At 29.5% G+C, this 24220-nt stretch carries 26 protein-coding genes and 2 pseudogenes; all 28 read left to right on the top strand.

From position 1 onward, the window contains the following. Positions 1 to 12 precede the first annotated feature (12 nt). Entirely contained in the window at positions 13 to 603 is a 591-nt protein-coding gene (locus tag KPL44_RS22355) for a GGDEF domain-containing protein (protein ID WP_216255125.1), read from the top strand. A 101-nt stretch (positions 604 to 704) separates the two neighbouring features. Beyond that, positions 705 to 887 (top strand): hypothetical protein, encoded by a 183-nt coding sequence (locus KPL44_RS22350; protein WP_216255124.1) that lies wholly within the window; start codon positions 705 to 707, stop codon positions 885 to 887. Between the two features lie 304 nt (positions 888 to 1191). Further along, positions 1192 to 3207, top strand: a complete 2016-nt coding sequence (locus tag KPL44_RS22345) for a BglG family transcription antiterminator (RefSeq protein WP_216255121.1) — start codon at positions 1192 to 1194, stop codon at positions 3205 to 3207. A gap of 25 nt (positions 3208 to 3232) precedes the next feature. After that, the gene (locus KPL44_RS22340) at positions 3233 to 3685 is read left to right on the top strand and encodes a PTS sugar transporter subunit IIA (protein ID WP_216255119.1); all 453 of its coding nucleotides are present in this window, start codon (positions 3233 to 3235) and stop codon (positions 3683 to 3685) included. Between the two features lie 12 nt (positions 3686 to 3697). Continuing rightward, the gene (locus tag KPL44_RS22335; RefSeq protein WP_216255116.1) at positions 3698 to 4000 is read left to right on the top strand and encodes a PTS fructose transporter subunit IIB; all 303 of its coding nucleotides are present in this window, start codon (positions 3698 to 3700) and stop codon (positions 3998 to 4000) included. A gap of 26 nt (positions 4001 to 4026) precedes the next feature. Beyond that, a complete protein-coding gene (locus tag KPL44_RS22330; RefSeq protein WP_216255113.1) occupies positions 4027 to 5079 on the top strand; it encodes a PTS fructose transporter subunit IIC in 1053 nt (350 codons plus the stop codon). A gap of 78 nt (positions 5080 to 5157) precedes the next feature. Next, positions 5158 to 7830 carry a mannosylglycerate hydrolase gene (mngB, locus tag KPL44_RS22325; RefSeq protein WP_216255111.1) on the top strand — a complete coding sequence of 891 codons (2673 nt, stop codon included), beginning with the start codon at positions 5158 to 5160 and terminating at the stop codon, positions 7828 to 7830. 410 nt (positions 7831 to 8240) lie between these two features. After that, complete coding sequence (locus tag KPL44_RS22320; protein WP_216255108.1) at positions 8241 to 8786, top strand: glutathione peroxidase; 546 nt, start codon at positions 8241 to 8243, stop codon at positions 8784 to 8786. A 93-nt stretch (positions 8787 to 8879) separates the two neighbouring features. Then, positions 8880 to 9629 (top strand): MBL fold metallo-hydrolase, encoded by a 750-nt coding sequence (locus KPL44_RS22315; RefSeq protein WP_216255104.1) that lies wholly within the window; start codon positions 8880 to 8882, stop codon positions 9627 to 9629. Positions 9630 to 9677: 48 nt separating this feature from the next. Next, positions 9678 to 10841 (top strand): iron-containing alcohol dehydrogenase, encoded by a 1164-nt coding sequence (locus KPL44_RS22310; RefSeq protein ID WP_216255101.1) that lies wholly within the window; start codon positions 9678 to 9680, stop codon positions 10839 to 10841. A 31-nt stretch (positions 10842 to 10872) separates the two neighbouring features. After that, positions 10873 to 11526, top strand: a complete 654-nt coding sequence (gene nfsB, locus KPL44_RS22305) for an oxygen-insensitive NAD(P)H nitroreductase (protein WP_216255098.1) — start codon at positions 10873 to 10875, stop codon at positions 11524 to 11526. 31 nt (positions 11527 to 11557) lie between these two features. Beyond that, positions 11558 to 12223 (top strand): type 1 glutamine amidotransferase domain-containing protein, encoded by a 666-nt coding sequence (locus KPL44_RS22300; RefSeq protein WP_216255095.1) that lies wholly within the window; start codon positions 11558 to 11560, stop codon positions 12221 to 12223. 293 nt (positions 12224 to 12516) lie between these two features. Beyond that, positions 12517 to 12927: a type VII toxin-antitoxin system MntA family adenylyltransferase antitoxin gene (mntA, locus tag KPL44_RS22295; RefSeq protein ID WP_216255092.1), complete on the top strand. Its 411-nt coding sequence runs from the start codon at positions 12517 to 12519 to the stop codon at positions 12925 to 12927. After that, positions 12917 to 13192 (top strand): annotated as a pseudogene (gene hepT, locus KPL44_RS22290) (type VII toxin-antitoxin system HepT family RNase toxin); the annotation flags it as partial. The gene mntA and the pseudogene hepT, both read left to right, overlap by 11 nt. A gap of 42 nt (positions 13193 to 13234) precedes the next feature. Further along, positions 13235 to 13519, top strand: coding sequence for a hypothetical protein (locus KPL44_RS22285; protein WP_216255087.1), 285 nt, complete (start codon positions 13235 to 13237; stop codon positions 13517 to 13519). Between the two features lie 126 nt (positions 13520 to 13645). Beyond that, positions 13646 to 13843, top strand: coding sequence for a hypothetical protein (locus KPL44_RS26230; protein WP_407935033.1), 198 nt, complete (start codon positions 13646 to 13648; stop codon positions 13841 to 13843). Positions 13844 to 13882: 39 nt separating this feature from the next. Beyond that, a complete protein-coding gene (locus KPL44_RS22275; protein WP_216255085.1) occupies positions 13883 to 16624 on the top strand; it encodes an AAA domain-containing protein in 2742 nt (913 codons plus the stop codon). Between the two features lie 102 nt (positions 16625 to 16726). Beyond that, positions 16727 to 17167 carry a hypothetical protein gene (locus tag KPL44_RS22270; RefSeq protein WP_216255080.1) on the top strand — a complete coding sequence of 147 codons (441 nt, stop codon included), beginning with the start codon at positions 16727 to 16729 and terminating at the stop codon, positions 17165 to 17167. A gap of 97 nt (positions 17168 to 17264) precedes the next feature. Continuing rightward, positions 17265 to 17390, top strand: a complete 126-nt coding sequence (locus KPL44_RS25930) for a hypothetical protein (protein ID WP_301182991.1) — start codon at positions 17265 to 17267, stop codon at positions 17388 to 17390. Positions 17391 to 17520: 130 nt separating this feature from the next. Next, positions 17521 to 18066, top strand: a complete 546-nt coding sequence (locus tag KPL44_RS22265; protein WP_216255077.1) for an RNA polymerase sigma factor — start codon at positions 17521 to 17523, stop codon at positions 18064 to 18066. Next, on the top strand, positions 18056 to 18871 hold the full coding sequence (locus KPL44_RS22260; protein ID WP_216255075.1) for an anti-sigma factor family protein: 816 nt from the start codon (positions 18056 to 18058) through the stop codon (positions 18869 to 18871). The genes KPL44_RS22265 and KPL44_RS22260 overlap by 11 nt, the downstream gene beginning before the upstream one ends. A 26-nt stretch (positions 18872 to 18897) precedes the next feature. Further along, the gene (locus KPL44_RS22255; protein WP_216255072.1) at positions 18898 to 19746 is read left to right on the top strand and encodes a hypothetical protein; all 849 of its coding nucleotides are present in this window, start codon (positions 18898 to 18900) and stop codon (positions 19744 to 19746) included. A 170-nt stretch (positions 19747 to 19916) separates the two neighbouring features. Continuing rightward, positions 19917 to 20711, top strand: coding sequence for a serine hydrolase (locus KPL44_RS22250; protein ID WP_216255068.1), 795 nt, complete (start codon positions 19917 to 19919; stop codon positions 20709 to 20711). Continuing rightward, positions 20698 to 21783, top strand: coding sequence for a dipeptide epimerase (locus KPL44_RS22245; RefSeq protein ID WP_216255066.1), 1086 nt, complete (start codon positions 20698 to 20700; stop codon positions 21781 to 21783). Before KPL44_RS22250 ends, KPL44_RS22245 begins: the two co-directional genes overlap by 14 nt. A 45-nt stretch (positions 21784 to 21828) precedes the next feature. Further along, entirely contained in the window at positions 21829 to 23124 is a 1296-nt protein-coding gene (locus KPL44_RS22240; RefSeq protein WP_216255064.1) for a C40 family peptidase, read from the top strand. Positions 23125 to 23260: 136 nt separating this feature from the next. After that, complete coding sequence (locus tag KPL44_RS22235; protein ID WP_216255061.1) at positions 23261 to 23422, top strand: YvrJ family protein; 162 nt, start codon at positions 23261 to 23263, stop codon at positions 23420 to 23422. A 169-nt stretch (positions 23423 to 23591) separates the two neighbouring features. Beyond that, complete coding sequence (locus tag KPL44_RS22230; protein ID WP_216255058.1) at positions 23592 to 23930, top strand: hypothetical protein; 339 nt, start codon at positions 23592 to 23594, stop codon at positions 23928 to 23930. A gap of 203 nt (positions 23931 to 24133) precedes the next feature. Next, positions 24134 to 24220, top strand: a pseudogene (locus KPL44_RS25580) (glutamine amidotransferase); the annotation flags it as partial.

Raw genomic sequence — 24220 nt, 5'->3', positions numbered from 1 at the left:
GGGCTAAAGATTATGAACTACAAAGAACTTGGGAAAGAAAGACTTATAGAAATAATAGAGGAAAAAGAAAAGCTTATTGAAGAATTTAAAAGTATAAAAATTAAATTGCAATATAATGCATGCATGGATGTTGTCACTGGAGTATTAAACAGAAGAGCAGGTTTGGAGATTTTAGAGAAAACTATTTTGGAGGCTGCAAGGCAAGAAGAAAACTTTATAATATGTTTTGCTGATATTGATGATTTTAAAAAAGTAAATGATGTTGTGGGGCACAGCGCAGGGGATAAAATTTTAGCAGAGGTTGGTAGTATTTTGAGAGCAAATATTAGAAAAACTGATACTGTTTTTAGAATAGGTGGTGACGAGTTCTTAATTATTTTTCCCGATACAACATTACAGGTTGCAAAGACTATATGTTCAAGGGTATGTATGAATATTTATGAACTGAAGGAAATGAATAATAGTAATTATAAGATGGGTCTAAGCTGTGGGTTGTCTCAATATAACTTTAACAGCAAAATATCAGCTAGTGAATTAATACGAAGGGCAGATGAGGGGATGTATGATGTTAAGAGGGGGAAAATATTAAATAATAGGAATTAGTTTTAGCTTAACTTGTTATATTGTTAAAGTATTTGTTGTGTTTTTTTAAATAAAATGTCATGATATAGAATGTTGTGCAAAATGGTTATAAGGATATATGGGTGAACGGAGAGATTGATAGTGAAAAAGTTAGAGGAGAACTCACTTTGTTTTTAGGAGGTATAATATCTGGTGGTCTTACATATGCATCTATGAAACCAATGGGGAGACGTTTAAAAGATACTCTAGCAGAATCAATTAATTATACTGAGGAAGAGTTTGATAAAGATGCAGATAATATTTAATATGAGAAGGGATGTGCCTAATAAGACACATCCCTTATAGCATATCTAGATTAAAATAGTATTTTAGCAACCTCACTCACAGGCTTCTTATAAAGATTCACCCGGGGGACATTAACAAATTGAAAACACAATTTGTTTTTTATATCACATTAAGAGGCATAATAGAAATATTGTTGAAATATTATAATTAATTCTAATTTAAATAGAATGTATTTCAACAATGAAAGTAGAAAAACAATAAATTTTAATATCTGCAATAAGGGCTTATAATAAATTTGTAGACGTTAACAGAGAGGAAATGAAAATGAATTTAAGTGTTTTAGATGAAAGGAAAAGAAGAATATTAGCTATTGTATATCATTCTAAAGCTCCTCTGCAGATGGAGCACATAGCAGCAAGAATAGGTGTTTCATCAAGGACTATATATTCTGATATAAAGGATATAAATGGTTACTTTAAAAGTACAGGGATTGAGATCGTATCAAAACCGAGAATAGGAACTTGGCTTGAAGTTAAGGATGGTGAGGAAGAAAAAGTTAAACTGGAGATTTCCAAGATTATTAATGAATCAAGTGATGAAGCATGCGAAAAACTGAATTATATTTTGAAGAGACTGTTAATGACCAATGATTATATATCTATGCAAGAAATCGCTGATGAACTTTATGTTAGTAAAGCTACAGTAAATTTAGAGATGAGGGATGTAGAAGAAACATTAAAGAAGAGTAAGATTAAATTCATAAGAAAGACAAATCATGGCATTAAAGTATCGGGTGAAGAAAAAAACATACGGTTACTGCTTACTAAGATATTAAAAAATGATAAGGATGTATCTATATTTTTAACTAATACTGATGATGGAGAATTGCAAATGGATTTAAAGCTTTCTCATTTCATCAATAATAATTTTAACAATATTCTTATTAATTATTTAAAAAAGTTTATTAGTAAAATTTTAAGTGAGAAAAAGGTTAGATTATCTAATGAGAGACTAACTGAACTAGTAGGTCAGTTATTAGTTACTTATTTCAGAATAAACAAGAAACAAAACATTCAATTTTCAACTGATGAAATACTTCAAATTATTAAATTATCAGAATTCAAAATGGTTAAATCCTTTCTAGAAGACTTTGAAAAAGAAAGTGGAATAAAAATTTCTATAGAAGAAGTTTCATATATTACGTTGTTTTGTATAGAAGATGTGGTTAATGTAGAGGAACTTAATAAGCTGGAAAAAGATATTTTCTTAAATAATGATGAAGAGTTAATGGTAATCTTAAATGAAATATGTGAATTTGCTAAGAACTCGTATAATCTTAAGCTTGGGGAAGACAAGCAACTGATGAAGGGATTAAAGCTTCATCTTGCAGCAGCTATTAATAGGTTAAAGTTTGGAATAGATTTAAATAATCCACTGATTAAAGAAATTAAGAATAATTACCCTTATGCATTCCAGATTGCAGTAGGTATAGAAAATCATATAAATGATCTATTTGGAATTGCAATGACTGAGAATGAAATTGGGTATGTAACATTGCATATAGAGGCTTTTATTGAAAAGAATGTTGTTGAAAAGGACATTAAAGCATTTGTTGTTTGTGGTACAGGTATTGGTGTAGCTCATCTTTTATCAGTACAAATAAAAAGGCAATTTCCTAGAATTGATGTAATCAAGCTTATATCAGGTCTTTGGATTTCTAAAGAGATGACCTTGTTAAGTGATAAAGAAACTCCTGATATTGTAATTACAAGTATTTCATTGCCAACAATTAAGATCCCGGTGGTTCAAGTTGCACCGATTATGACCTTGGAGGATATAAGTACAATTCAATATCAATTAGATAGTCTTATAAGAAAGAAAAAAGAAATTCAAAACAAAAATTATCCTATGTTAAAAAAGTATCTAGATAGAGAATCTCTATTAATTAATATTTCTACTGATAATCATTTTGACATAATAACATTATTATCAAAGAACTTAGAAAGCAAAGGGTATGTTACAAAAAAATTTGCTAAGTCAGCAATATCAAGAGAAGAATTGTCTTGTACATATTTAAGTAGCGGAGTAGCTATACCCCATGGATATATACAAGAGGTTAATGAACCAGTAATAACTTTTGCAAAGTTAAGAGAACCAATAAATTGGGGAGGTAACAAAGTTCAATTAGTTTTTTTATGTGCTCTCAATTCTAAGGTAGGTAAGGATGCAGAAACTCTTTTTACAGAGTTATATGAAATAGTAAAGAATAAAGAGTTAGTAAAGAAAATAAAGCAAATAGACTCAAAAGATGATTTGTATAATTGTCTTGGATGGGAATAGATAGTTTTATTAAGGGGTGAGGAGTATGGAGCTCTCAGAGCTTACAAGTGTAAAACAAATTAAATTTGATTTAAAAAGCAATACTAAAGAAGGAGTAATTAAAGAGCTAGCAGAGCTTTTATTGGAAGAAGGTAAGATAAATTCAATAGATGTCTATCTTAATGATGTGCTAGCGAGGGAGAAAGAATATAGTACAGGAATTGGACAAGGAATAGCTATACCTCATGGAAAGTCAGATGGAGTAAATGAGGCAACTATAGCTATAGGGAGATGTAAAGACATTGAATGGGGGTCACTAGATGATAAACCTGTAAAGTTCGTAATTCTTATAGCCGTACCTAAATCAGGTGCTAACAGAGATCATTTAATGATACTTGCTAAAATTGCAGAAAGTTTAATGGACAATGAGTTTACAAGTGGTCTTTTAGGAGCAAAAAGTAAATTAGAAATATATGATTTAATTTCAAAAACAGCATAAAGGAGGGAAATTATGAAAGTAGTAGCAGTTACAGCATGTATTGCAGGTATTGCACACACTTATATGGCGTCGGCAGGTCTTAAGAAAGCTGCGAAGGCTAAGGGGATTGAGATTTATGTTGAAACACAAGGGGCACTTGGTATCCAAGATAAACTAGCACAGAAGGACATCGATGAAGCAGATTTTGTAATTTTTGCAGTGGATACTAAAGTATCTAAAGCAGAAAGATTTAATAATAAAAAGATTCTCACAGTAAGAATATCAGAAGCGGTAAAGGATGCAGGAAAAGTAATTGAAAAAGGAATAGAATTATAAAATAATTTATTTAAGGGGGGACTATTATGAAATTTAAAGAGCAGATGGGAGAGTTAAGACGCCATTTAATGACAGGAGTTTCTTATATGATACCAGTGGTCGTTGCTGGTGGGTTACTTATATCTATTGCTGTTATTATAGGTGGTACAGGTGTTTGGGATCAAAAAGGTACAACGCTTGCTACTAGTCTTCGAGATATAGGTTTAACGGGTTTACAATTAATAGTTCCAGTTATTGCTTGTTTTATTGCATACTCAATAGCAGACAGGGCGGCAATTGCACCAGCTCTTATTTGCGGCATGCTTGCTTTTAAATTAGGCACAGGGTTTATTGGTGGCATTGTTGTAGGATTACTTGTGGGTTATTTAGTTGAATGGTTAAAACAAATTAAGGTTAGAGCATCACTTATGCCTCTGCTTGCAATACTTATAATTCCTGTATTTAGCTCACTTGTAATCGGTTTATTGTTAATATTTGTAATCGGAACTCCTATAACATCATTGATGGCTGGAATAACGGCCTGGCTTAATTCAATGAAAGGAACTAATATTGTAATACTTTCAGTGATTCTAGGATTAATGATGGCTTTTGATATGGGTGGCCCAATAAATAAAACAGCGTACACATTTGCATTGGCATCTTTTAGCATACAAGCATATGCAGTAAGTTCAGCAGTGTTCATTGCTATAAGCATTCCTCCACTTGGGCTTGCACTTGCTACGTTACTAGCACCTAAGAAGTATACTGATGCAGAAAAGGAAGCAGGTAAGTCTGGAATCCTTATGGGTATTATAGGTATCACAGAAGGAGCAATTCCATTTGCTGTATCAGATCCATTTAGAGTTATACCTTCAATAATGATTGGTTCAGGGGTTGCATGTGGTTTATCAGCTGCTTTTGGAGTAGTAAACAAGACTGTTATGTCATCAGTTATGGGAATACCTTTCGTTAATAAACCAGTATTTCATATAATAGCTGTTTTAGCTGGTTGTCTTGTGACTGCAATACTATTAAATGTACTAAAGAAAGATATAAAAATTGAAAATGATGAAGTAAACACAGTTAATAATACATTTTAGATTATAAGAGTGAGCAAAATGCTCACTCTTAATTATTGATAACGTTTATAACTTTAATCAAAATTAGGAGGGATAGATATGAAAACTAAGGTTCATGTAGTGCCACATTCACATTGGGACAGGGAATGGTATTTTACAACTTCAAGATCAAAGATTTATCTAATGAAAGATTTTAAGGACGTTATTGATACATTAGAAAATAATGATGAATTTAAATACTTTATGATTGATGCTCAAGCATCATTGCTTGATGATTATTTGAATTGGATGCCAGAGGATGAAAGTAGAATTAAATCATTAGTTCAAAAAGGTAAATTAATAATTGGACCTTGGTATACGCAAACAGATCAACTTGTTATATCAGGTGAATCAATTGTGCGAAATTTATATTATGGAATTGAGCGATGTAAAGATTTTGGAGATTATATGAAGGTTGGATATGTTCCGGATTCATTTGGTCAATCGGCTCAAATGCCACAAATATATAGTGGATTTGGAATAAAGGATTCTTTATTTTGGAGAGGTGTTTCTGATGATATGACAGATTGCACAGAGTTTAACTGGAAAGGTTCAGATGGAACAGTAGCATTTGCAGTTCAAATTCCATATGGATACTTTTATGGAGGCAATATTCCTGAAGATATAGATGAATTAAAGGTATATCTAGAGGAGCAGGTAGGAAGACTTAAAAAAGTAGCAAGTACAAATAATGTGTATTTTCCTAATGGATTTGACCAAGCACCAATAAGAATAAATCTTCCGGAAATATTAAAGAAAGCAAATGAAATAGACAAAGAAAATGAATATGTTATAAGTTCCATAGAAAATTATATTAAAAGTGTCAAAGCAGAAAAGAATGATTTTAAAGAACTTGAAGGGGAATTTGTTACTGGAAAACATATGAGAATACATAAATCTATTTTCTCATCAAGAGCTGATTTAAAAATGATGAATAATCACATTGAAAATTATATAGTAAATGTTGTTGAACCGATTTTAGCTATGAGCCATGTTTTAGGAAATGAATATCCGCATACAATAATGAAGGATATATGGAAATTAATGTTTGGAAATGCTGCTCATGATAGCATTGGGGCATGTAATAGTGATACAACTAATGAAGATGTTTATATGAGATATAAACAAGCTAGAGATTTGTCAGTTAATTTATTAGAGCTTCATATGAGGTTGGTTGCTACTAAAATTAAAAAGAATGATGAAGAAATCACGTTAACATTATTTAATGCTTATCCTAAAGATAGAAGCGAAGTAATTGAATTTGAGGCTTTTATACCGCAGGAAGACTTTATAATTAAAAATGTATATGGAAAAGAACTTAGATATGTAATAAAGGCAAAAGAAGATATAAGTAGTTATGTATTGGATCAGACTATAAGATTAAATCCAAGCAAAAAAATATATATCCCAAGCAAAGTTTACAAAGCAACAATAGTTCTTATGGCAGAAGATATACCTTCAATGGGATATTGCCAAGTAGTATTTGAGCTAAATAAGAAAAATAATTTTTTACATGAAGAATCTGAAGGAAACGTGATAGAAAATAATTATTATAAAATTTATGCAAAGAGCAATGGAACTATTGATATATTAGATAAAACTTCAAATAAAATTTATAAAAATCAAGCGGTGTTTGAGGAAAATGGAGATGCGGGAGATTCATATAACTATTCTCCACCAAGAGAAGATCTATTAATATCTTCATTAGATTCTAAATCACAAATTAAAGTTTTAAAATCTAAAATAGAGGAAGAACTATTAATACAATACGATATGAAAGTACCGTGCTCTTTAGAAGAAAGAGCTAAAGGAATTGTTTCTATTGATATGAAAGTAGAAGTAAATGTCTCATTAAAAGAAAATCAAAATGTAATTTCTTTTAATGTTGACCTTGAGAATAAATCATTTTCGCACAGAGTTAGAGTGTTATTCAATGCAGAAATTGCTTCAAAATTATCAATTGCAGATCAGCAATTTGGTATTATAAGTAGAAAAACTGTATTAGAAGAGGATATAAAACTGTGGGAATCAAGTGAGGGGTTGTGGCAAGAAAAACCAATCACTATAGAACCAATGCAGAGTTTTGTTACACTCGAAGATGGAAAAAGGGGACTTTGCGTGATAACGCAGGGAGTTAGAGAATATCAAATAGTTGGAGAAAAGTATGATACTATTGCATTAACATTATTTAGAACTTTTAGTTATATGGGAAGAGAGAATCTATTATATAGACCAGGCAGATCATCAGGAGAAAAAATAGTAGAAACCCCGGATGCTCAGTTAATAGGAAAGCTAAAATTCACTTTTGGAGTTCATATTTTTAATTGTGAATTTGATGAAGCTAATATTGCTAATATAGCAAAAAAATACTTAACTCCAATACAAGTATATCAATATGCTGATTTTTTAAATGGAAGAATGATATTTGCACTTAGAGATGAGAAAAGGATATATGAAAATAAATATAGTTTATTTAATGTTAAGGATGAAAACTTTACGGTAAGCTCAATAAAAAAACAAGAAAAGGGAGAAGGCTTAGTAATTAGAATATTTAATCCAATGAAGACTAAGTTAACAGAAGGCAAGTTCATTATTAATAAAAGATATAAAAGGGCTTATAACGCAATGCTTGATGAGAGTTATTGTGAAACTGATGAATTAAAGATAAACGAGGGCATTATTGAGCCTAATACATTAACACACTGCAAAGTTCAAACTATAATATTAGATTAATTTAAACTTACAGAGTATTTACTTCATAATGTGGAAATAGTAACTGAACGTTGTATAAAATCTAAGGAAGAATATAGATTATGGCAAGCTCTTAGTAAGGAGTTACTGAAGTATATTTTTATATATTTCAGTAGCTTTTTGTCGTTAGTAGCAACCGCAGTCACAGGCTTCTTCGGTAAATTTCACTGGGGTCATTAACAAATATAAATTGTATGTTTCACATTCAAAGTATGTAAGGGATCTGACCCCATAGAAGAAAGTGGAAACAGTTTCTTCTTAATAATGCTGGGAGATATTTAAATTAAAACTATTGACATTAAGATTAAAAGGATGTATATTATAAACAAGTAGTTTAATTGTATAAAATTAAATTTTGCACAATTAATGTAAAGTATGAGGAGGATTAATTTATGAACTTTTATGATTTTTCAGCTAAAAAAATTAATGGACAAAATCTTAATATGAGTGAGTATAAAGGAAAGGTATTAGTAGTAGTAAACACTGCTAGTAAATGTGGTTTTACACCTCAATATGGAGATTTGGAAAAGATATATAAAAAATATAATAATCAGGGTCTTGAAATAGTAGGATTCCCTTGCAATCAATTTCTAGAGCAAGAACCAGGAAGTAATAAAGATGTTACAGAGTTCTGCAAAATTAATTATGGAGTAACATTCCAATTATTTGAGAAAATAGATGTAAGAGGATTTTCAGCACATCCAATCTTCAAGTATTTAAGTGAAGCTGCTCATTTTCAAGGATTTAATTTAAATGAACCAAACGGAAAATTCTTAAATAGCATGCTAAAGGAAAAATTTCCTGAATATTTAATAGGCAACTCTATTAAATGGAATTTTACAAAATTTTTAATTGATAGAGAAGGAAATGTAGTCGGTAGGTTTGAGCCTACAGTTGACCCATTAGATATGGTTCCTAAAATAGAAGAATTATTATAATATGTATTAACATATTTATTAACAGTAGGTGTTAATACTGAAATAGTTACATAAAGCGTTACTAATTATTAGATATTAAAAGGAGAGAGTAAAATGAAAATTATAGCTTTAAAATTTTATAAAAATGGCGAGATGAGAGAGGCATTTGCACTAGGCGGCTCTATGAAGAAAGAAGATGTGGACCAAAATAAAGTATACCCAGCTAGTTTACAGAATTATTTAATAGACACAGGAAAAGAACTTATTTTAGTAGACACAGGACTTCCAGTTGAAACAGCACCTTTTGAACGAACTCCAAATCAAATGTTATATATGGGAGAGAAAATTGCTGACTTTGTAACAGCTCTAAAAAATGTTGGATATAAACCTTCTGATATTGATAAAGTTGTAATTACTCATAAACATCCTGATCATTCTGGTGAGCTGAGATTATTTGATGACTCTAAAATTTATATATCTGAAACTGAAGCAAATGATATGAAATTAAATGCAAAAAACATAATCAAAGTTAATTTTGAGGATGGCAAATACAAAAACTTTGAGGGCTGTAGGGTAATAGCTGATGGGGTTAGGATGTTGCCTGCACCTGGTCATACTAATGGAAATTCCATAGTTGTTGTAGAAGATAATGAATTATATTATATGATTCATGGGGATATAACATACACAGATGAGGCCTTAAGAAGGAATGAACTCTCGGTTGTATTCGAGGATAAAGACTTAGCTGCTAAAAGTTTATCAAAGGTTAGAGAATTTATTAAGCAAAATGATACAGTTTATTTATCAACTCATACTCCTGAAGGTTTCAATTCTTTAGAGAAAAAATTGGTTATGAAATTATAATAAGTTATATATAAATAAATCTAGTATTAAAATAAAGGGGATTATAAAATGTTAAATTTTGATTATTCAATACCAACAGAAGTATTTTTTGGAAAAGATAAAATAGATAAACTTGCAGAAAATGTAAAGAAGTATGGATCTAAAGTTTTACTTGTTTACGGTGGTGGTAGCATAAAGAAAAGCGGATTATATGGTAAAATCACAGATATATTTAAGAAAAATGAAATAAACTTCTTCGAGTTATCAGGTGTAGAGCCTAACCCAAGAATATCAAGCGTAAAAAAAGGGATTGAAATTTGCAGAGAAAATAAAGTAGAACTTATACTTGCTGTAGGTGGAGGAAGTGTAATTGATTGCTCAAAGGTAATAGCAGCTGGCTATTATTATGATGGGGATGCATGGGATATTGTACTTGATCCAAGAAAAATAAATAAAGTTCTTCCAATTGCAACTATATTAACATTAGCGGCGACTGGTTCTGAAATGGATGCAGGAGCGGTAATTACAAATTTAGAAACTAGTGAAAAATTAGGAACTGGTAATAAAGATATGGCGCCTAAATTTTCAATACTAGACCCGACGTATACATTCTCAGTGCCTAAAAACCAAACAGCAGCAGGTACAGCTGATATAATGAGCCATATTTTTGAAGTGTACTTTAGTAATACAAATGAAGCTTTTATGCAAAATAGAATGGCGGAAGCACTCCTTAAAACCTGTATAAAATATGGAGAAATAGCAATGTCTGACCCTACAAATTATGAAGCAAGAGCAAACTTAATGTGGACCTCAAGTCTTGCTATAAATGGTTTATTAAGTTATGGAAAAGAAACAGAGTGGAGTGTTCATGGAATGGAGCATGAGTTAAGTGCATTCTATGATATAACTCATGGAGTTGGTCTTGCAATTTTAACACCACATTGGATGGAGTATGCACTAAATGATAATACAGTAAACAAGTTTGTTGAATATGGAGTTAATGTTTGGGGACTTGATGAAAGTTGTGACAAATATGAAATAGCTCATAATGCTATTAAAAAAACAAGAGAGCACTTTGTATCATTAGGAATACCTTCCACATTAAGAGAAGTTGGAATTAAGGAAGAAAAACTAGAAGAAATGGCAAAACAAGCTACTGTACGCGGAAAACTTGGAAGCTTCAAACCACTAGACACACAGGATGTACTAAATATATATAAAGCTGCTTTTTAAAAAATATTATTTATAAGAGGAGAAAAAGAATATGAACTTAATTGAAATTTTAAACACACGTTATTCCGCAAAGGAGTTTGATTCTACAAAGAAAATTTCTGATGAAGATTTCATCAAAATCAAGGCTCTTTTAAGACTTAGTGCATCTAGTGTTAATGCTCAACCATGGCACTTTGTAATTGCAAATACAGATGAGGGTAAAAAACAAATTAGTAAAAGTACTCAAGGTTTTTTTAATTTTAATGAAGCTAAAGTGTTAGGGGCATCTCATGTTGTTGTATTTTGTTCAAGAACTGATATGGATGAAGAATATTTGCTTCATGTATTAGAAAAAGAGGATGCTGATGGTCGGTTTACTGAGAAAGAATTTAAAGAGGCTCAGCATAAGGGACGTTCAAAATTTGTAAATATACATCGCGATGATGAAAAAGATTTACAAGATTGGATGGATAAACAAGTGTATTTAAACATGGGTAGTCTTTTATTAGGTGTTGCAGCTCTTGGCATTGATGCCGTACCAATGGAAGGTTTTGATGCGAAAGTTTTAGATGAAGAGTTAGGTTTACGAAAGAAAGGATATACAGCAATTGCTGTAGTTGGATTAGGTTATCGCAGTGGTAATGATTTTAACGCTGAATTATCTAAATCTAGATTAAAAGAGGATGAAATCATTACTATCATCTAATAGATAAAATATAGTAAAAAGGAGAAAAAATATGAATAAAAAAATATTATTAATATCTACAAGTGAAAGCAATATGAATGGTCATCCAACTGGGTTATGGTTAGAGGAACTTGCAGAACCATACAATGTATTCAAAAAAGCTGGATTAGAAGTAGACATAGCTTCAATTTTAGGTGGAAAAGTAATATTAGATAAAGTTTCTATTCCAAATGGAATTCCGAGTGAATATGAAGTGGCCTACAAATTACTAGAGAATACACAATCTTTAGAAACTGCCATGAAAAATTCTTATGATGCTATATTATTTGCAGGTGGTCATGGTCCCTTAATGGACTTCGTAAACAACAAAAATATAGAAGAATTAATTTTAGATACCTATAATAATGGAAATATTGTAGCTGGGGTATGTCATGGTGTTGCAGCTTTTGTTAATATTAAAAACAAAGATGGAAAATATTTTGTAGATGGTAAAAATTTAACTGCTTTTACTGATACTGAAGAAGTGCTTGCAGGTTTAGAAGATAAGGTTCCTTTCGCAGTAGAAAGTAGATTAAGAGAGCAAGGAGCAATTATAGATAAAGGTGCAGATTTTACTGAGAAAGTAGTTGTAGACAAAAATTTTATAACTGGTCAAAATCCTCAATCAAGCCATAAAATAGCTGAGGTGATTTTAGAAAATTTGATTAATAACAAATAAATATAATTAAAGAACTCGCTGTAAAGCGAGTTTTTTAATTTGTAGCAAATTCAAGTTGTAAAAGGATTGCGATAAATTTGTTTTTCTAATGGAAACAAGAAACATAAAAGATGACGAAATTATCACTCAAAGATTATTAAGCAGAGCTGAATTTGAATATTTATTAAATAGAAATTAACTATAATATTGGAAAGAACTACTCCTAGATTAACATACACATCATAGTATATTCATTGAAAATTTGATATAATGTTACTATAATAAATATAATTATTATAAAGGATGTGAAAGTTTTGGAACTAAAGGATACAGATATTGATATAATAAAAGAATTTTTAATTGAAAAAATAAAACCATTTCTTATATATATATTTGGATCATATGCAAAAGGGACCTCACGCTCAAATAGTGATATTGATATAGCATTTTTAAGTGATGAGGATTTTAGTGAATATGAAATATTTATGAATGCACAAGAATTAGCAGGTTTACTTAATAGAGAAATTGATCTTGTAGACTTAAAAAAGTCATCTGCAGTATTTAAAGCTCAAGTAGTTGGGACGGGAAAAACAATTTTTTGTAATAATGATACGAGAAGAATGTATTTTGAAATGTATACATTTAAAGAATATGCTTTATTAAATGAAGAACGAGCAGTTATATTAGAGAATATAAAGAAGAGAGGAAATATATATGGGGAATGATGTGATTTATAATAAGGTTGAAATTATTGAAAGATGCTTAATAAGAATTAATGAAGTATATGATAATAATACTGATAACCTAAAGGATTATACAAAACAAGATTCTATAATATTAAATATTCAAAGAGTCTGTGAAGCGTGTATAGATTTAGCAATGCACATTGTTTCTGAAAAAAAGTTAGGCATACCACAGAATAGTAGAGATGCTTTTGAGGTTTTGTGTAGTAATGGTTTAATTAATAGTAACTTAATGAATAAGTTAAAAGGCTGTAGCTAGAATATACTATAATAGTAGGGGGTGAGTGTTATGGATGCTATAATGGAATTTATATTTGACATGCTAATTGAGTTATTAACAGGTAAAAAACCAAAACGTAAGTTAATAGAGAGTATAAATAGTACTAAAGGATATAATAAAGATAATTATTTTGATAAAGCAGTAAATAAGTATAGTAAACATTCAATATCAACTGAAAGTAAGAATAGAGAAACAAAAGTAATCACTGAGATGTTAGAATTTGATATTAAAAGTGGAATGATTGGGTATACTGAAAATGGTTCAGGAAGGTTAATAATATTAAATAATAAATAGAAATTGAGTGGGGTAACATTGAAGTATTCATCATGCATAAAATAAGAATTCTTACAAGAAACGGGCATTCATTTTAAAAGATGGATGCCCTATTAAGGGTATTGATAATTTATGATTATTTTATCAATGGAGGAAAATATTCTGAAAATCACTGATGTTGAAATAGGATATATTTCTGTGCCTTTAAAAAGACCCTTTAAAACTGCAATAAGAACAGTAACTTCTGTAGAAGATATTATAGTTATGATTAAAACAGATTGCGGAGCATTACACCTAAAACTACACCATGGCACAGTACTTATTCAAACAATCCTTTCCATATAGCCTGAAAATACGAAAAAGAGAAAGAGGAGAACAATAATATTGAATATTGAAGAAAATCTCATCCTTATAAAAGGTGAGGATAAGACAGATAAAGTTATAAATTGTGAAAACAATAATGGTAAGTGTTTAATTACATTTGATAATAATAAAACATATACATATAGCAGTAATAATGTTAAGTGGTTTAGAAATCCTATTGTGATTAATGCAGAAACTACAATAATATATGAAAACAATGGACCTATATCAGGTGTTGTTAAAATATTTAAGTTTGAGGAGCATATTAGAGTATGCTTTAAATCTGGATATAAAAAGCTTTTTAATATATCGGATATATTAATAGAAGAAACTAGTCTTAATAATAAAATTTCAAATAACTATTTTGAGTATTTAAAGAAACTAGCAGCAAATGTTAGTATTACATTAGAGGATGAAAGTAGTTTTTTGAGTAAGCAGTATAACAAAATAAAAATTATTAGCCCTAGAAGTGTTTTATCATCCTATTTAAAAGTACAAGCTATTAAAAAAAGAAAAATCACCAATGAAATAATATTTCCGTTTGGATTTAATATTAGTCAAAAAAGTGCAACTGAAAAGGCTTTAAGTAATCAAATAAGTGTTATTGAGGGCCCTCCTGGAACTGGTAAAACTCAAACAATATTAAATATTATAGCGAATGCTATTATTAATAATGAAACTGTTGCAGTTGTTTCTAACAATAATTCAGCCACTGCAAATGTACTAGAAAAACTCCGAAAATATGGTGTAGGTTTTATATCAGCATATTTAGGTAATAAAGAGAACAAAGATGAATTTTTTGAAACTCAAAAGGATTCATATCCTGATATGAAAGAGTGGAAAATAGAAAATGAGAAGTTAGAAATATTGAAAAGTAGTTTAATGACTTCCAAGCAAAGACTAGATGATATGCTCCATGAACAAAACAAATTGGCTACATTAAAAGAAGAGTTTTCTGAGTTAGACATTGAAGTAGAGTATTTTAACAAATATTATGATGAAAATAAATATAGGATACAACCTTATAGGTCTATATACAAGCTAGATTCAAATGATGCAATGTCAATCCTTGCAAAGTATGAAATCATTTTAGGAAAGTATGGATCATTTAAATTAAGACATAAAATTATTAACCTAATTTGGTATGGTATTATAAGCTTTAAATTTTATAAAAACTCTAGTGAAGCCATAGTAGATTATTTTAAAAAAGTTTATTATGAATTAAAATCGAGTGAACTAAGTAGAACTATCGATTCATTAACAAATAAACTAAAAAAGAATAATTTTGAAGAGTTAATGCGTCAATACAGTGAAGACTCTATGCAGGTTCTTAAATCTAATTTGGCTAAAAAGTTTACAGCAAAAGGTAATAGAACTATATTTACAAAAGATATTTTATGGAAAAACATTGAGGGTTTTCTAAAGGAATATCCAGTAATACTTAGTACTACACATTCTCTAAGAAGCTGTGCAAGTGAAAATTATTTATTTGATTACGTTATTGTTGATGAAGCTTCTCAGGTTGATATAGTGACTGGTGCACTAGCTTTGTCTTGCGCAAAAAATGTTGTTATTGCTGGAGATTTAAAACAATTACCTAATGTTGTGACAGATGAAGTTAAAAATAAAAGCGATATAATTTTTAAACAATATAACTTAAATGTAGCCTTCAATTATGCTCAGAATAGTTTATTATCTTCAATAACAAAATTATATAGTGATGTTCCAAAGACTTTGCTTCGAGAACACTATAGATGTCATCCTAAAATAATAGGATTCTGTAACAAGAAATTTTATAACAATGAATTAATTATATTAACGAATGAAAGTATTGGGGATAAGCCACTTGTAGTATATAAAACATCTAAGGGAAATCATGCAAGAGGAAATTTCAATCAAAGACAAATAGATGTAATACTTGAGGAAGTAATTCCAAAATTAAATTTAGAGAAATCTTCTAAAGATATAGGCGTTATTTCACCATATAGATTGCAAGTAGATGAATTAAAGAAGCTAATTGAAACTGATAATATTGAAGTGGATACAGTACATAAATATCAAGGTAGAGAAAAAGATATTATCATTTTGACTACTGTTGCAAATCAAATAAATGATTTTATAGATGATCCTAATCTTATAAATGTTGCAGTATCAAGGGCAGAGAATAAATTGATTCTTATAGTTTCTGATAGTGATATAGCAAGTGATAATACTAATATAGGTGATTTAATTAAATATATACAATATAATAACTTTGAAATTATTAATAGCAATATATCTTCAGTATTTGATTTGCTTTATAGCAATTATTCTAAAAAGTTATTAGAAATATTAAATAAGAACAAGAAGGTTTCTGAATTTGCATCAGAAAATCTAATGAATATCGTAATTGAAAAAGTATTATGTCAGGAGAAGTTTAAATTCCTTGATGTAGTATTACATCAACCACTTAAAATGCTAATTAAGGATACATCTAAGCTAACAGAGATAGAACACAAATTTGTTAAAAATATTTTAGCTCATACAGATTTTATTATCTTTAATAAGTTAGATAAAATGCCAGTACTAGTGGTGGAAGTGGATGGTTATGCATTTCATGCTAATAATAAAGTACAATTAGAACGCGATAAAATGAAGGATGAGATACTAAACAAATATAATATACCTATTTTAAGGATAGGTACAAATGAAAGTGGCGAAGAGTTAAAATTAAGTAACAAGCTTTGTGAGGTATTAAAACTTAGTTCTGAAAACATAATCTAACTATCGGTGGATTCACTTATAATGGCATATTAACAAATAGTTATTATTTTGGAATTAATATGGTATGATGTTGATATATTACTTAAAATAAGGGGGGTTATTATGTTGAAGAAAGAATCATTTAAGTTACTAGTTTTAATGACAGTAGCAGGATTAATAATGAGTATAATTGAAGGATTAGTAATTAGGACCGTTACGAATGTAACTTTTAATATTTTAATAATTGACACAGTATTATCTTTAGTAGCAATATTGCTAATTGGCATATTTCTTCTAAGCGGATTAAGGAAACAGGACATAATAGTTTCAGTAATTATAGTAATAATCTATAGCCTTCTTGCATTGGCGATACAGCAGGTAATGATGAAACTAGAGATATATAACGCAATCTCATATTATTGGATATATATTCCAATGAGAATATTTTCGTTTGTGACTCAATGGATTATGAAATTGCAAGGACTATCAATATATATTGGCATATTCATTGCCGATTTAGCGCCGTTGATATTTGTGGCTTTTGGTAGTAAAAAACAAAATTGAATTACATAAGATGACTGACCATTGGGGATAATTTTAAAATATGAATGAAACTAAGATAAAAGAGGATATTTAAGTTTCCTAAGGGTGTGATTATATAATGAGTAGAAATAATATTGAAGTAGTAAAAATAAGACTGTATTTAAATTTGGGGTTTACTTTAATAGTAAGTCCTTTTTTATTATCTAGAGTAATTTTAAAAAGCATGGATAAATTTTCTGAATAATAAATAAGTTAACAGGATTATATTTTCTAAAATAACTCGAACTTTTTACCCTTTGTAAACATCTAACTAATATAGCACCTAAATTAGATGTTATAGTATAAGAATAGGAATAGTGAAAGAGAGGTTTGAAATGCTTGAAAGGATTTTTAATTTTGGAAAGATGGAAGAGACTGAGTTCCTAGAACTTTTAGATGGACGGTTAAAAATATTATATAAAATAGCTTATAGTTATTTTAATGAGGGAAATAATGCGAAAGATGCAGTGCAGGATGCTGTAACTACAGCTTATAAAAACATACATAAGATAAAAGATAAAAAAAAATTCAACTCATGGATTACTACCATATTAGTGAATAGATGCAGAGAGATCTTACGAAGAAACAAAATAATAAATTTTCAGCCCTATGATGCAAAGGTCATAGATATAAGATTACTTAATGAAGGTAAATATGCATATGATTATGAAAAAGTGGAAAATAAAATTTATTTAATTAATTTACTAAATAAAATAGATGAAAAATACAAGGATGTAATAAGGCTCAAGTATTTTGGAGATTACACATTAGTGGAAATATCAATTATCTTAGATATTCCACTTGGAACGGTAAAATCAAGATTAAACTTTGCAATTAAAAAGCTAAGGGAATTGAGTGAGGTGAATAATAATGCACTGTGATGAAGTAGAAGATTTAATCTATGAATTTATTTATCATGAATTAGATAACGAAAAAAATAAAGAAGTAGAAGAGCATATTAATAACTGCTCTAATTGTAAGAAGGAATATGAAGGGTTAAAGTTACTACTGATAGATGATATGAAGGACTTTATAGATTTAGCTGAGGAAATTCAAATTCCACAAGAATTATCACAAAAGGTAGTGGACTCCATAAAAAGTAGGGAAATTAGAAAGTTTTCAAGGTACGCAACAGCTATTTGCATGATATTTGTACTTATATGTGGGATACCAGTAGCAGCTCAATATATAGTGGGAAACTCCTTTCTTGATAAGTATAAGCAATTGGACCCAGATATTGCTTCAAAATATAGCAATTACAAGGGTGAGATGATAGAAAAAAGTAGTACTATGAAGGATATTATATTCACTGTAGATGCAATTATTGATAAAAGGGATAGCACAACAATTTTATTTACAGTTAAAGCAGATAAAAGCAAAGGAACGAATTATGCTATGCCTGTTTTGGATATCAATACAATAACATTTCAAGATCAACTAGGAATAAAATATCGACATATAGGTTCAGGAATTACGCTTCGTAGTGTAAATGAGGATGGTGAAATTAAAGGAATAATGGATGTAGAGCCTTTAAAGTTTTATGTAACGGGCCTAACAGTTAGAATAACTGCTATGGAAGTAGGTAACATGACTGTAACTACAAAAGATGGTGAATTGCAGTATGATGTTAAAAAGAAAAGAAATATTTATGGAAATTGGCAGGTTAAGTTTAGGGTTCATAAGTGAATTAACATTGTAGGGGAGTGTAAATTATGTCTTTAGTATTTAAATTTATTATTTTATTAATATTCTTGGTCCTAATTATTAGCTTAGTATCTAAATTCATCAGAGCTTTAGTGGTAGATATTAGGGAGAATAAAATTAAAATGTTATTAATAAAAATAGCAGCAGTAGTTATTGTTATATTTAGTTTTAATTATATGATAAATGCAAGAAATGGATGGAGCATTCCAGTTGTAGATAAGCAGTATGAAAAATATGTTATAAATTTAAATGAAGAAAAAGTTTTTGGGGACACCAAAATAAGAATAAATGATGTATTAATAGATTTTAACAAATTGGATTTTAATGTTGGTATAAAAGGAAAAGATAAACTAGTAGCTGTTGAGGTAAAGGAAAATTTAAAGGACGTGGAACCACTTATATCAATAAAAGGATTATGGCTTGGTAAAAAATTTATATATTCATATAATGCTTTTGATTATTCTTATAAAAGTGAAAGCTTTATAGATTCAATGTATATTATTTGTTATCTTTCAAATGGAGAAGAGGTTAGTTTTAAGGTTAATGATACCAAAGACATGAAATCTCTTACCAAAATAATTCATATAGACAAAGATTTTCAAGAAGAAGGAGAGAAAATAAGATTCAGAACCTTTACAAAAGGTGCAACATATGGAGAATTATATATGGTTTCAGATTTAGGAATTTTTAATACAGAGGTTTCCATATTTATTGATGGAAAAGAATACAAAAATCTTGGAGCATTTGGTACAGGAGGGCAGCAAAGTTATAATACACCTCCAATTGGAGATAGTAAGGCCTATGTTAAAATAAAAGTGAAGAGTAGTGGAAAAGAGTATAAAGTAAATATTCAGTAAGTATACTGACTTTGGAAAAATAAGTATAGGTCATTGAGGTATAATAACATTAAGTATATAAAATTGTCAAAATGATGAGGTGGTTAATGCTTTGGGTGGTTGAAGGACTAATAGATGTGGAGGAGAAAATAACAAAAAAATTTCAACTATGAAATAGGTGGTGATTCAAAATGCTCAAAAATATTCTTCTAAATTATTTAAGTGATGCTAAATTGAAATATTCAATTTATATTAAGGATCTAAATCACGGGGATATTTGTGAAATAAATCAACTTAAAATAGTACCTTCTGCTTCCATAATAAAACTTTTTATCATGGGGTCAACTTTAGAAAGAGTATCCAATGGGACTTTGTCTTTAAAAGATAGGATAACTATAAATAAAAAAGAAAAAGTTCTATTTAGTATTTTAACTCTTCTTGACGATGATAATTCATATACTATAAATGATTTGATTTTATTAATGATTATACAAAGTGACAATACAGCAACTAATAAACTCATTGATATCATAGGTTTTGATTCTATTAATGCTTTTATAAAAAAACATAAATTTAACAGTTCTACTCTGCAAAGAAACATGATGGACAATGAATCTAGACTTAAGGGCATTGACAATTTATGCAATATTTCTGATTGTGCTCTATTCCTAGAACTTATTTATAATGGTAAACTAATTAATGAAGAATATAGTAAACTCATGGTAAGTATATTAACTCACCAGTTAGACGATTCAATGATGAGAATTAATTTACCTACTAATATTACTATAGCCCATAAAACTGGAGATTTAGATTTTTTAAAACATGATGTTGGTATTGTATATACATCTAAAACAGATTATATTTTTTCTATGTTTACATGGGATGCTATCAGCGATAATTACGCCAAAAACTTAATAGGTAATGTTTCCAAAATAACTTATGATTATTTTATGAATGGAGGAAAATATTTTGAAAATCACTGATATTGAAATAGGATATATTTCTGTGCCTTTAAAAACACCATTTAAAACTGCAATACGAACAGTAACTTCTGTAGAAGATATTATAGTTATGATTAAAACAGATTCAATTAGCGTTGGCTATGGTGAGGCTCCACCTACTGGTGTAATAACTGGCGACACTAGAGGCGCTATCACTTCTGCTATTAATGATCATATTAAAAAAGCAATTATAGGTATGGATATAGAAAATTTTGAAGAAATCATGATCAAGTTAAACAAGTGTATTGTTAAAAATACTAGTGCCAAAGCTGCTATAGATATGGCTCTCTATGATCTTTATGGACAATTATATAAAGCACCCTTATATAAGTTACTTGGCGGTTATAGAAATGAACTTATAACTGATATCACTATAAGTGTAAATGACCAAGAGGTGATGGCTAAAGATAGTCTCCATGCAATTGGACTTGGCTATAAAACACTAAAAATAAAGGTAGGTACTGATTCGGCCACAGATATAAAAAGGTTAAAAGCTATAAGGGACATTGTTGGTCCAAACGTGAATATCAGGATTGATGCAAATCAAGGCTGGAAACCTAAAGAAGCTGTTTTGACACTTAGAAAAATGGAGGATGCTGGACTAGATATCGAATTTGTTGAACAACCTGTTAAGGCACATGATATAGAAGGTTTAAAGTTTGTTACTGATAATGTTTCTATACCAGTCATGGCCGATGAGAGTGTTTTTTCTCCTATGGATGCTCTTAAAATTATGCAGATTCGTGCGGCCGACCTCATCAATATAAAGCTTATGAAGACTGGTGGAATTTACAATGCCTTAAAAATATGTTCAATAGCCCAGGTTTATGGCGTTGAATGTATGATGGGCTGCATGTTAGAAGCAAAAATCAGTGTTACAGCCGCTGCGCATCTAGCCGCTGCCAAAAGCATTATTACAAAAATAGATTTAGATGGTCCAATACTCTGTAGCACTGATCCCATAATAGGTGGTTCGATTTTTAATGAAAGCCTAATAAAGTTTTCAAACGCACCTGGACTTGGAATTAGTGGAATCTTGGGGATTGAGAATTGATTTTAACATTTACTGTTTTAGCACTATAACTAGTGAGGTGTGTTTATGTATAACGATGATTATAAATTTCCTGATTTTATGAAGAAAGCTTCCTTTTGGATGAAAGATATTACTGATGCAAAAAAGACAATATTATCTACTGATGAAATTAAAAAGTTCAATGATAATCTTAAACTTAAAATAACTTCTTTATATGATTTAGATAGGATCGACGATACTATATCTTCTAAAACTCTCATAAAACACATACAATCATATAAACTGCCGATGAAAGATATGTATGATATAAATGGTGAGTTACTTCATAATGATTATTTTAAAAAAATCATAGGTAATACTAATTTAGAAGAGATCAAGGATTTTACTTTGATAAAATACGGTATGAGTATAAGAAAGACATCAGTACGAAGTTTTCCTGTAAATACCCCGGCTTTTTCCTCTATAGAGCATAGTAAAATAAATAATTTTGATAGGTTTCAAGAAACCAGTTGTTTTCCCTTTGAACCAGTATTAATACTCCATCAAAGTGCTGATAAGCAGTGGTATTTTGTGAACATCTATAATTATTTTGGATGGGTTAAAACTGAGGATATAGCAGTAGCTACAGATAAAGAAGAAGTTTTTGAGTATGCTAGAAGCAAAGATTTTTTAATGGTTATAGCCAAAGAAACCACTTTGACTCTAAATAAAAAAAGCTCTTCCCCAATAACTATAAAATGTGGAATGGGTACAAGGCTTTGTTACTTAAATAATAATGAATCTAACTTAGTTCATGATTATAAAATAAGATTTCCAACACGGGGTAGTCGGGGTAACATTCTCTTTAAAACTGGTATTATAAGTGAAAATAAAGATATTATAAAAGGGAATCTTCCATATACACGTTATAATATAATAAATCAGGCACTTAAATTTATTGGTACGCCCTATGATTGGGGAGATAAGTTTTCTGGAAAAGACTGTTCCAGTTTTATACTAACAATTTATAAGTGTTTTGGAATCTTACTTCCACGTAATGACGATCAGCAGGAAAATAGTTTTGTAAATGATGTCAATTCCATTGTTTTCAATAAAGATGATATTCTAAATAAAAGATACTCTAAAATTGATAAGTTAAAACCCGGTGCGGCTATCTTTATGCAAGGGCATGTAATGATGTACCTTGGCAAGTATAAAGAGACTCATTATATGGTTCATAGTTTTTCACAATACAGTGTTAAAAAGGGATCCTCATATGAAACACGTACTGCCTTGGTGGTTGCAATTTCCAATGTAGAGCTATCAACCACAAGTGGTATACCTTTTATACAAAAATTCACTTCAGCAGTACATTATGAATAAATTATAATTAAAGAGAGTATATAGTTTGTTATAGTCAATACAATATAGAAGATAAACATGATTATTTTGAAAAAGTATTATAAACATCTTTTAAAAGCATATATATTATCTGTAACGGTGAGGGGAGGAATGCAGCATGTTTGATGCATTTATTAAACTGGTTAATACAGTTGGCTTCCCTATAGGTGTGAGTATATATCTTCTAGTTAGATTTGAGAAGAAAATTGAGGATCTCAATAAATCTATCGCAGGTTTAACTGTAGTTATATCCACTGTTATAGGAAAATTCGAAAAATAAGGGTGCCTGATTTAGGTATCCTTATTTTTTTTACTTTTAGTCTATTATCTATTTTAAAAGAATTGTAAATATACTTAATTTATGGTAATTATGGTATGATTAAATATATAGTGTTAGTCAAAATTGTAATTTATATTTAATAATTGTTATCGCGTGAGGGAGGAGATAAATGAACAAATCAAGAAACATAATAAAAAAAGCAATATTAATATTCTACGTTGCTATCTTGCCTATATCATTCTCAAACCGTGAAATATATGGCACCTGGAATGTATTTGCTTATCCTAATAGGGTGACTATTAATGGATATCGATATGATAATAATGGAGAGATTATGGCCTTAACTGGTAATAAAAAGCCCAAATATGAGGTGTCAACAATTATTGATAGAATTACATTTAAAAGAGTTTACAGTAATGGAATAGAATCCATGGGGTATGGGAAATCTGTTTATTTGTATTTAGGTGGTGATAGATACATTATTCTTAGGTGCGGTGGTGGAGGTTGATGTAGAGTAACAGATATATTCTTTTAAACTTAATTAAGGTAACGAATTTGTAACAAATTGCGTCACAGTTGATTTAATAATAAGAATGTTATAAATTTTTAAAAACAATATTTAATGATATTATATTCCTAAACAATAAAATTTAATTGTTAACCAGATTAGGGAGTGCATTATGCCAAAAAATGAAAGTGGAGGAATAGAAAATGAAAAACAAAGTATATCTTTATGTATTTGATACAATGGCAGACTGGGAAATAGGTTATTTAAGTACTGAAATCAATTCGGGAAGG

This window comes from Clostridium sp. DSM 17811 (genome assembly GCF_018861905.1).
Taxonomy (GTDB): Bacteria; Bacillota; Clostridia; order Clostridiales; family Clostridiaceae; genus Clostridium_AD; species Clostridium_AD frigoriphilum.
This window is presented reverse-complemented; position numbering and strand designations above follow the sequence as displayed.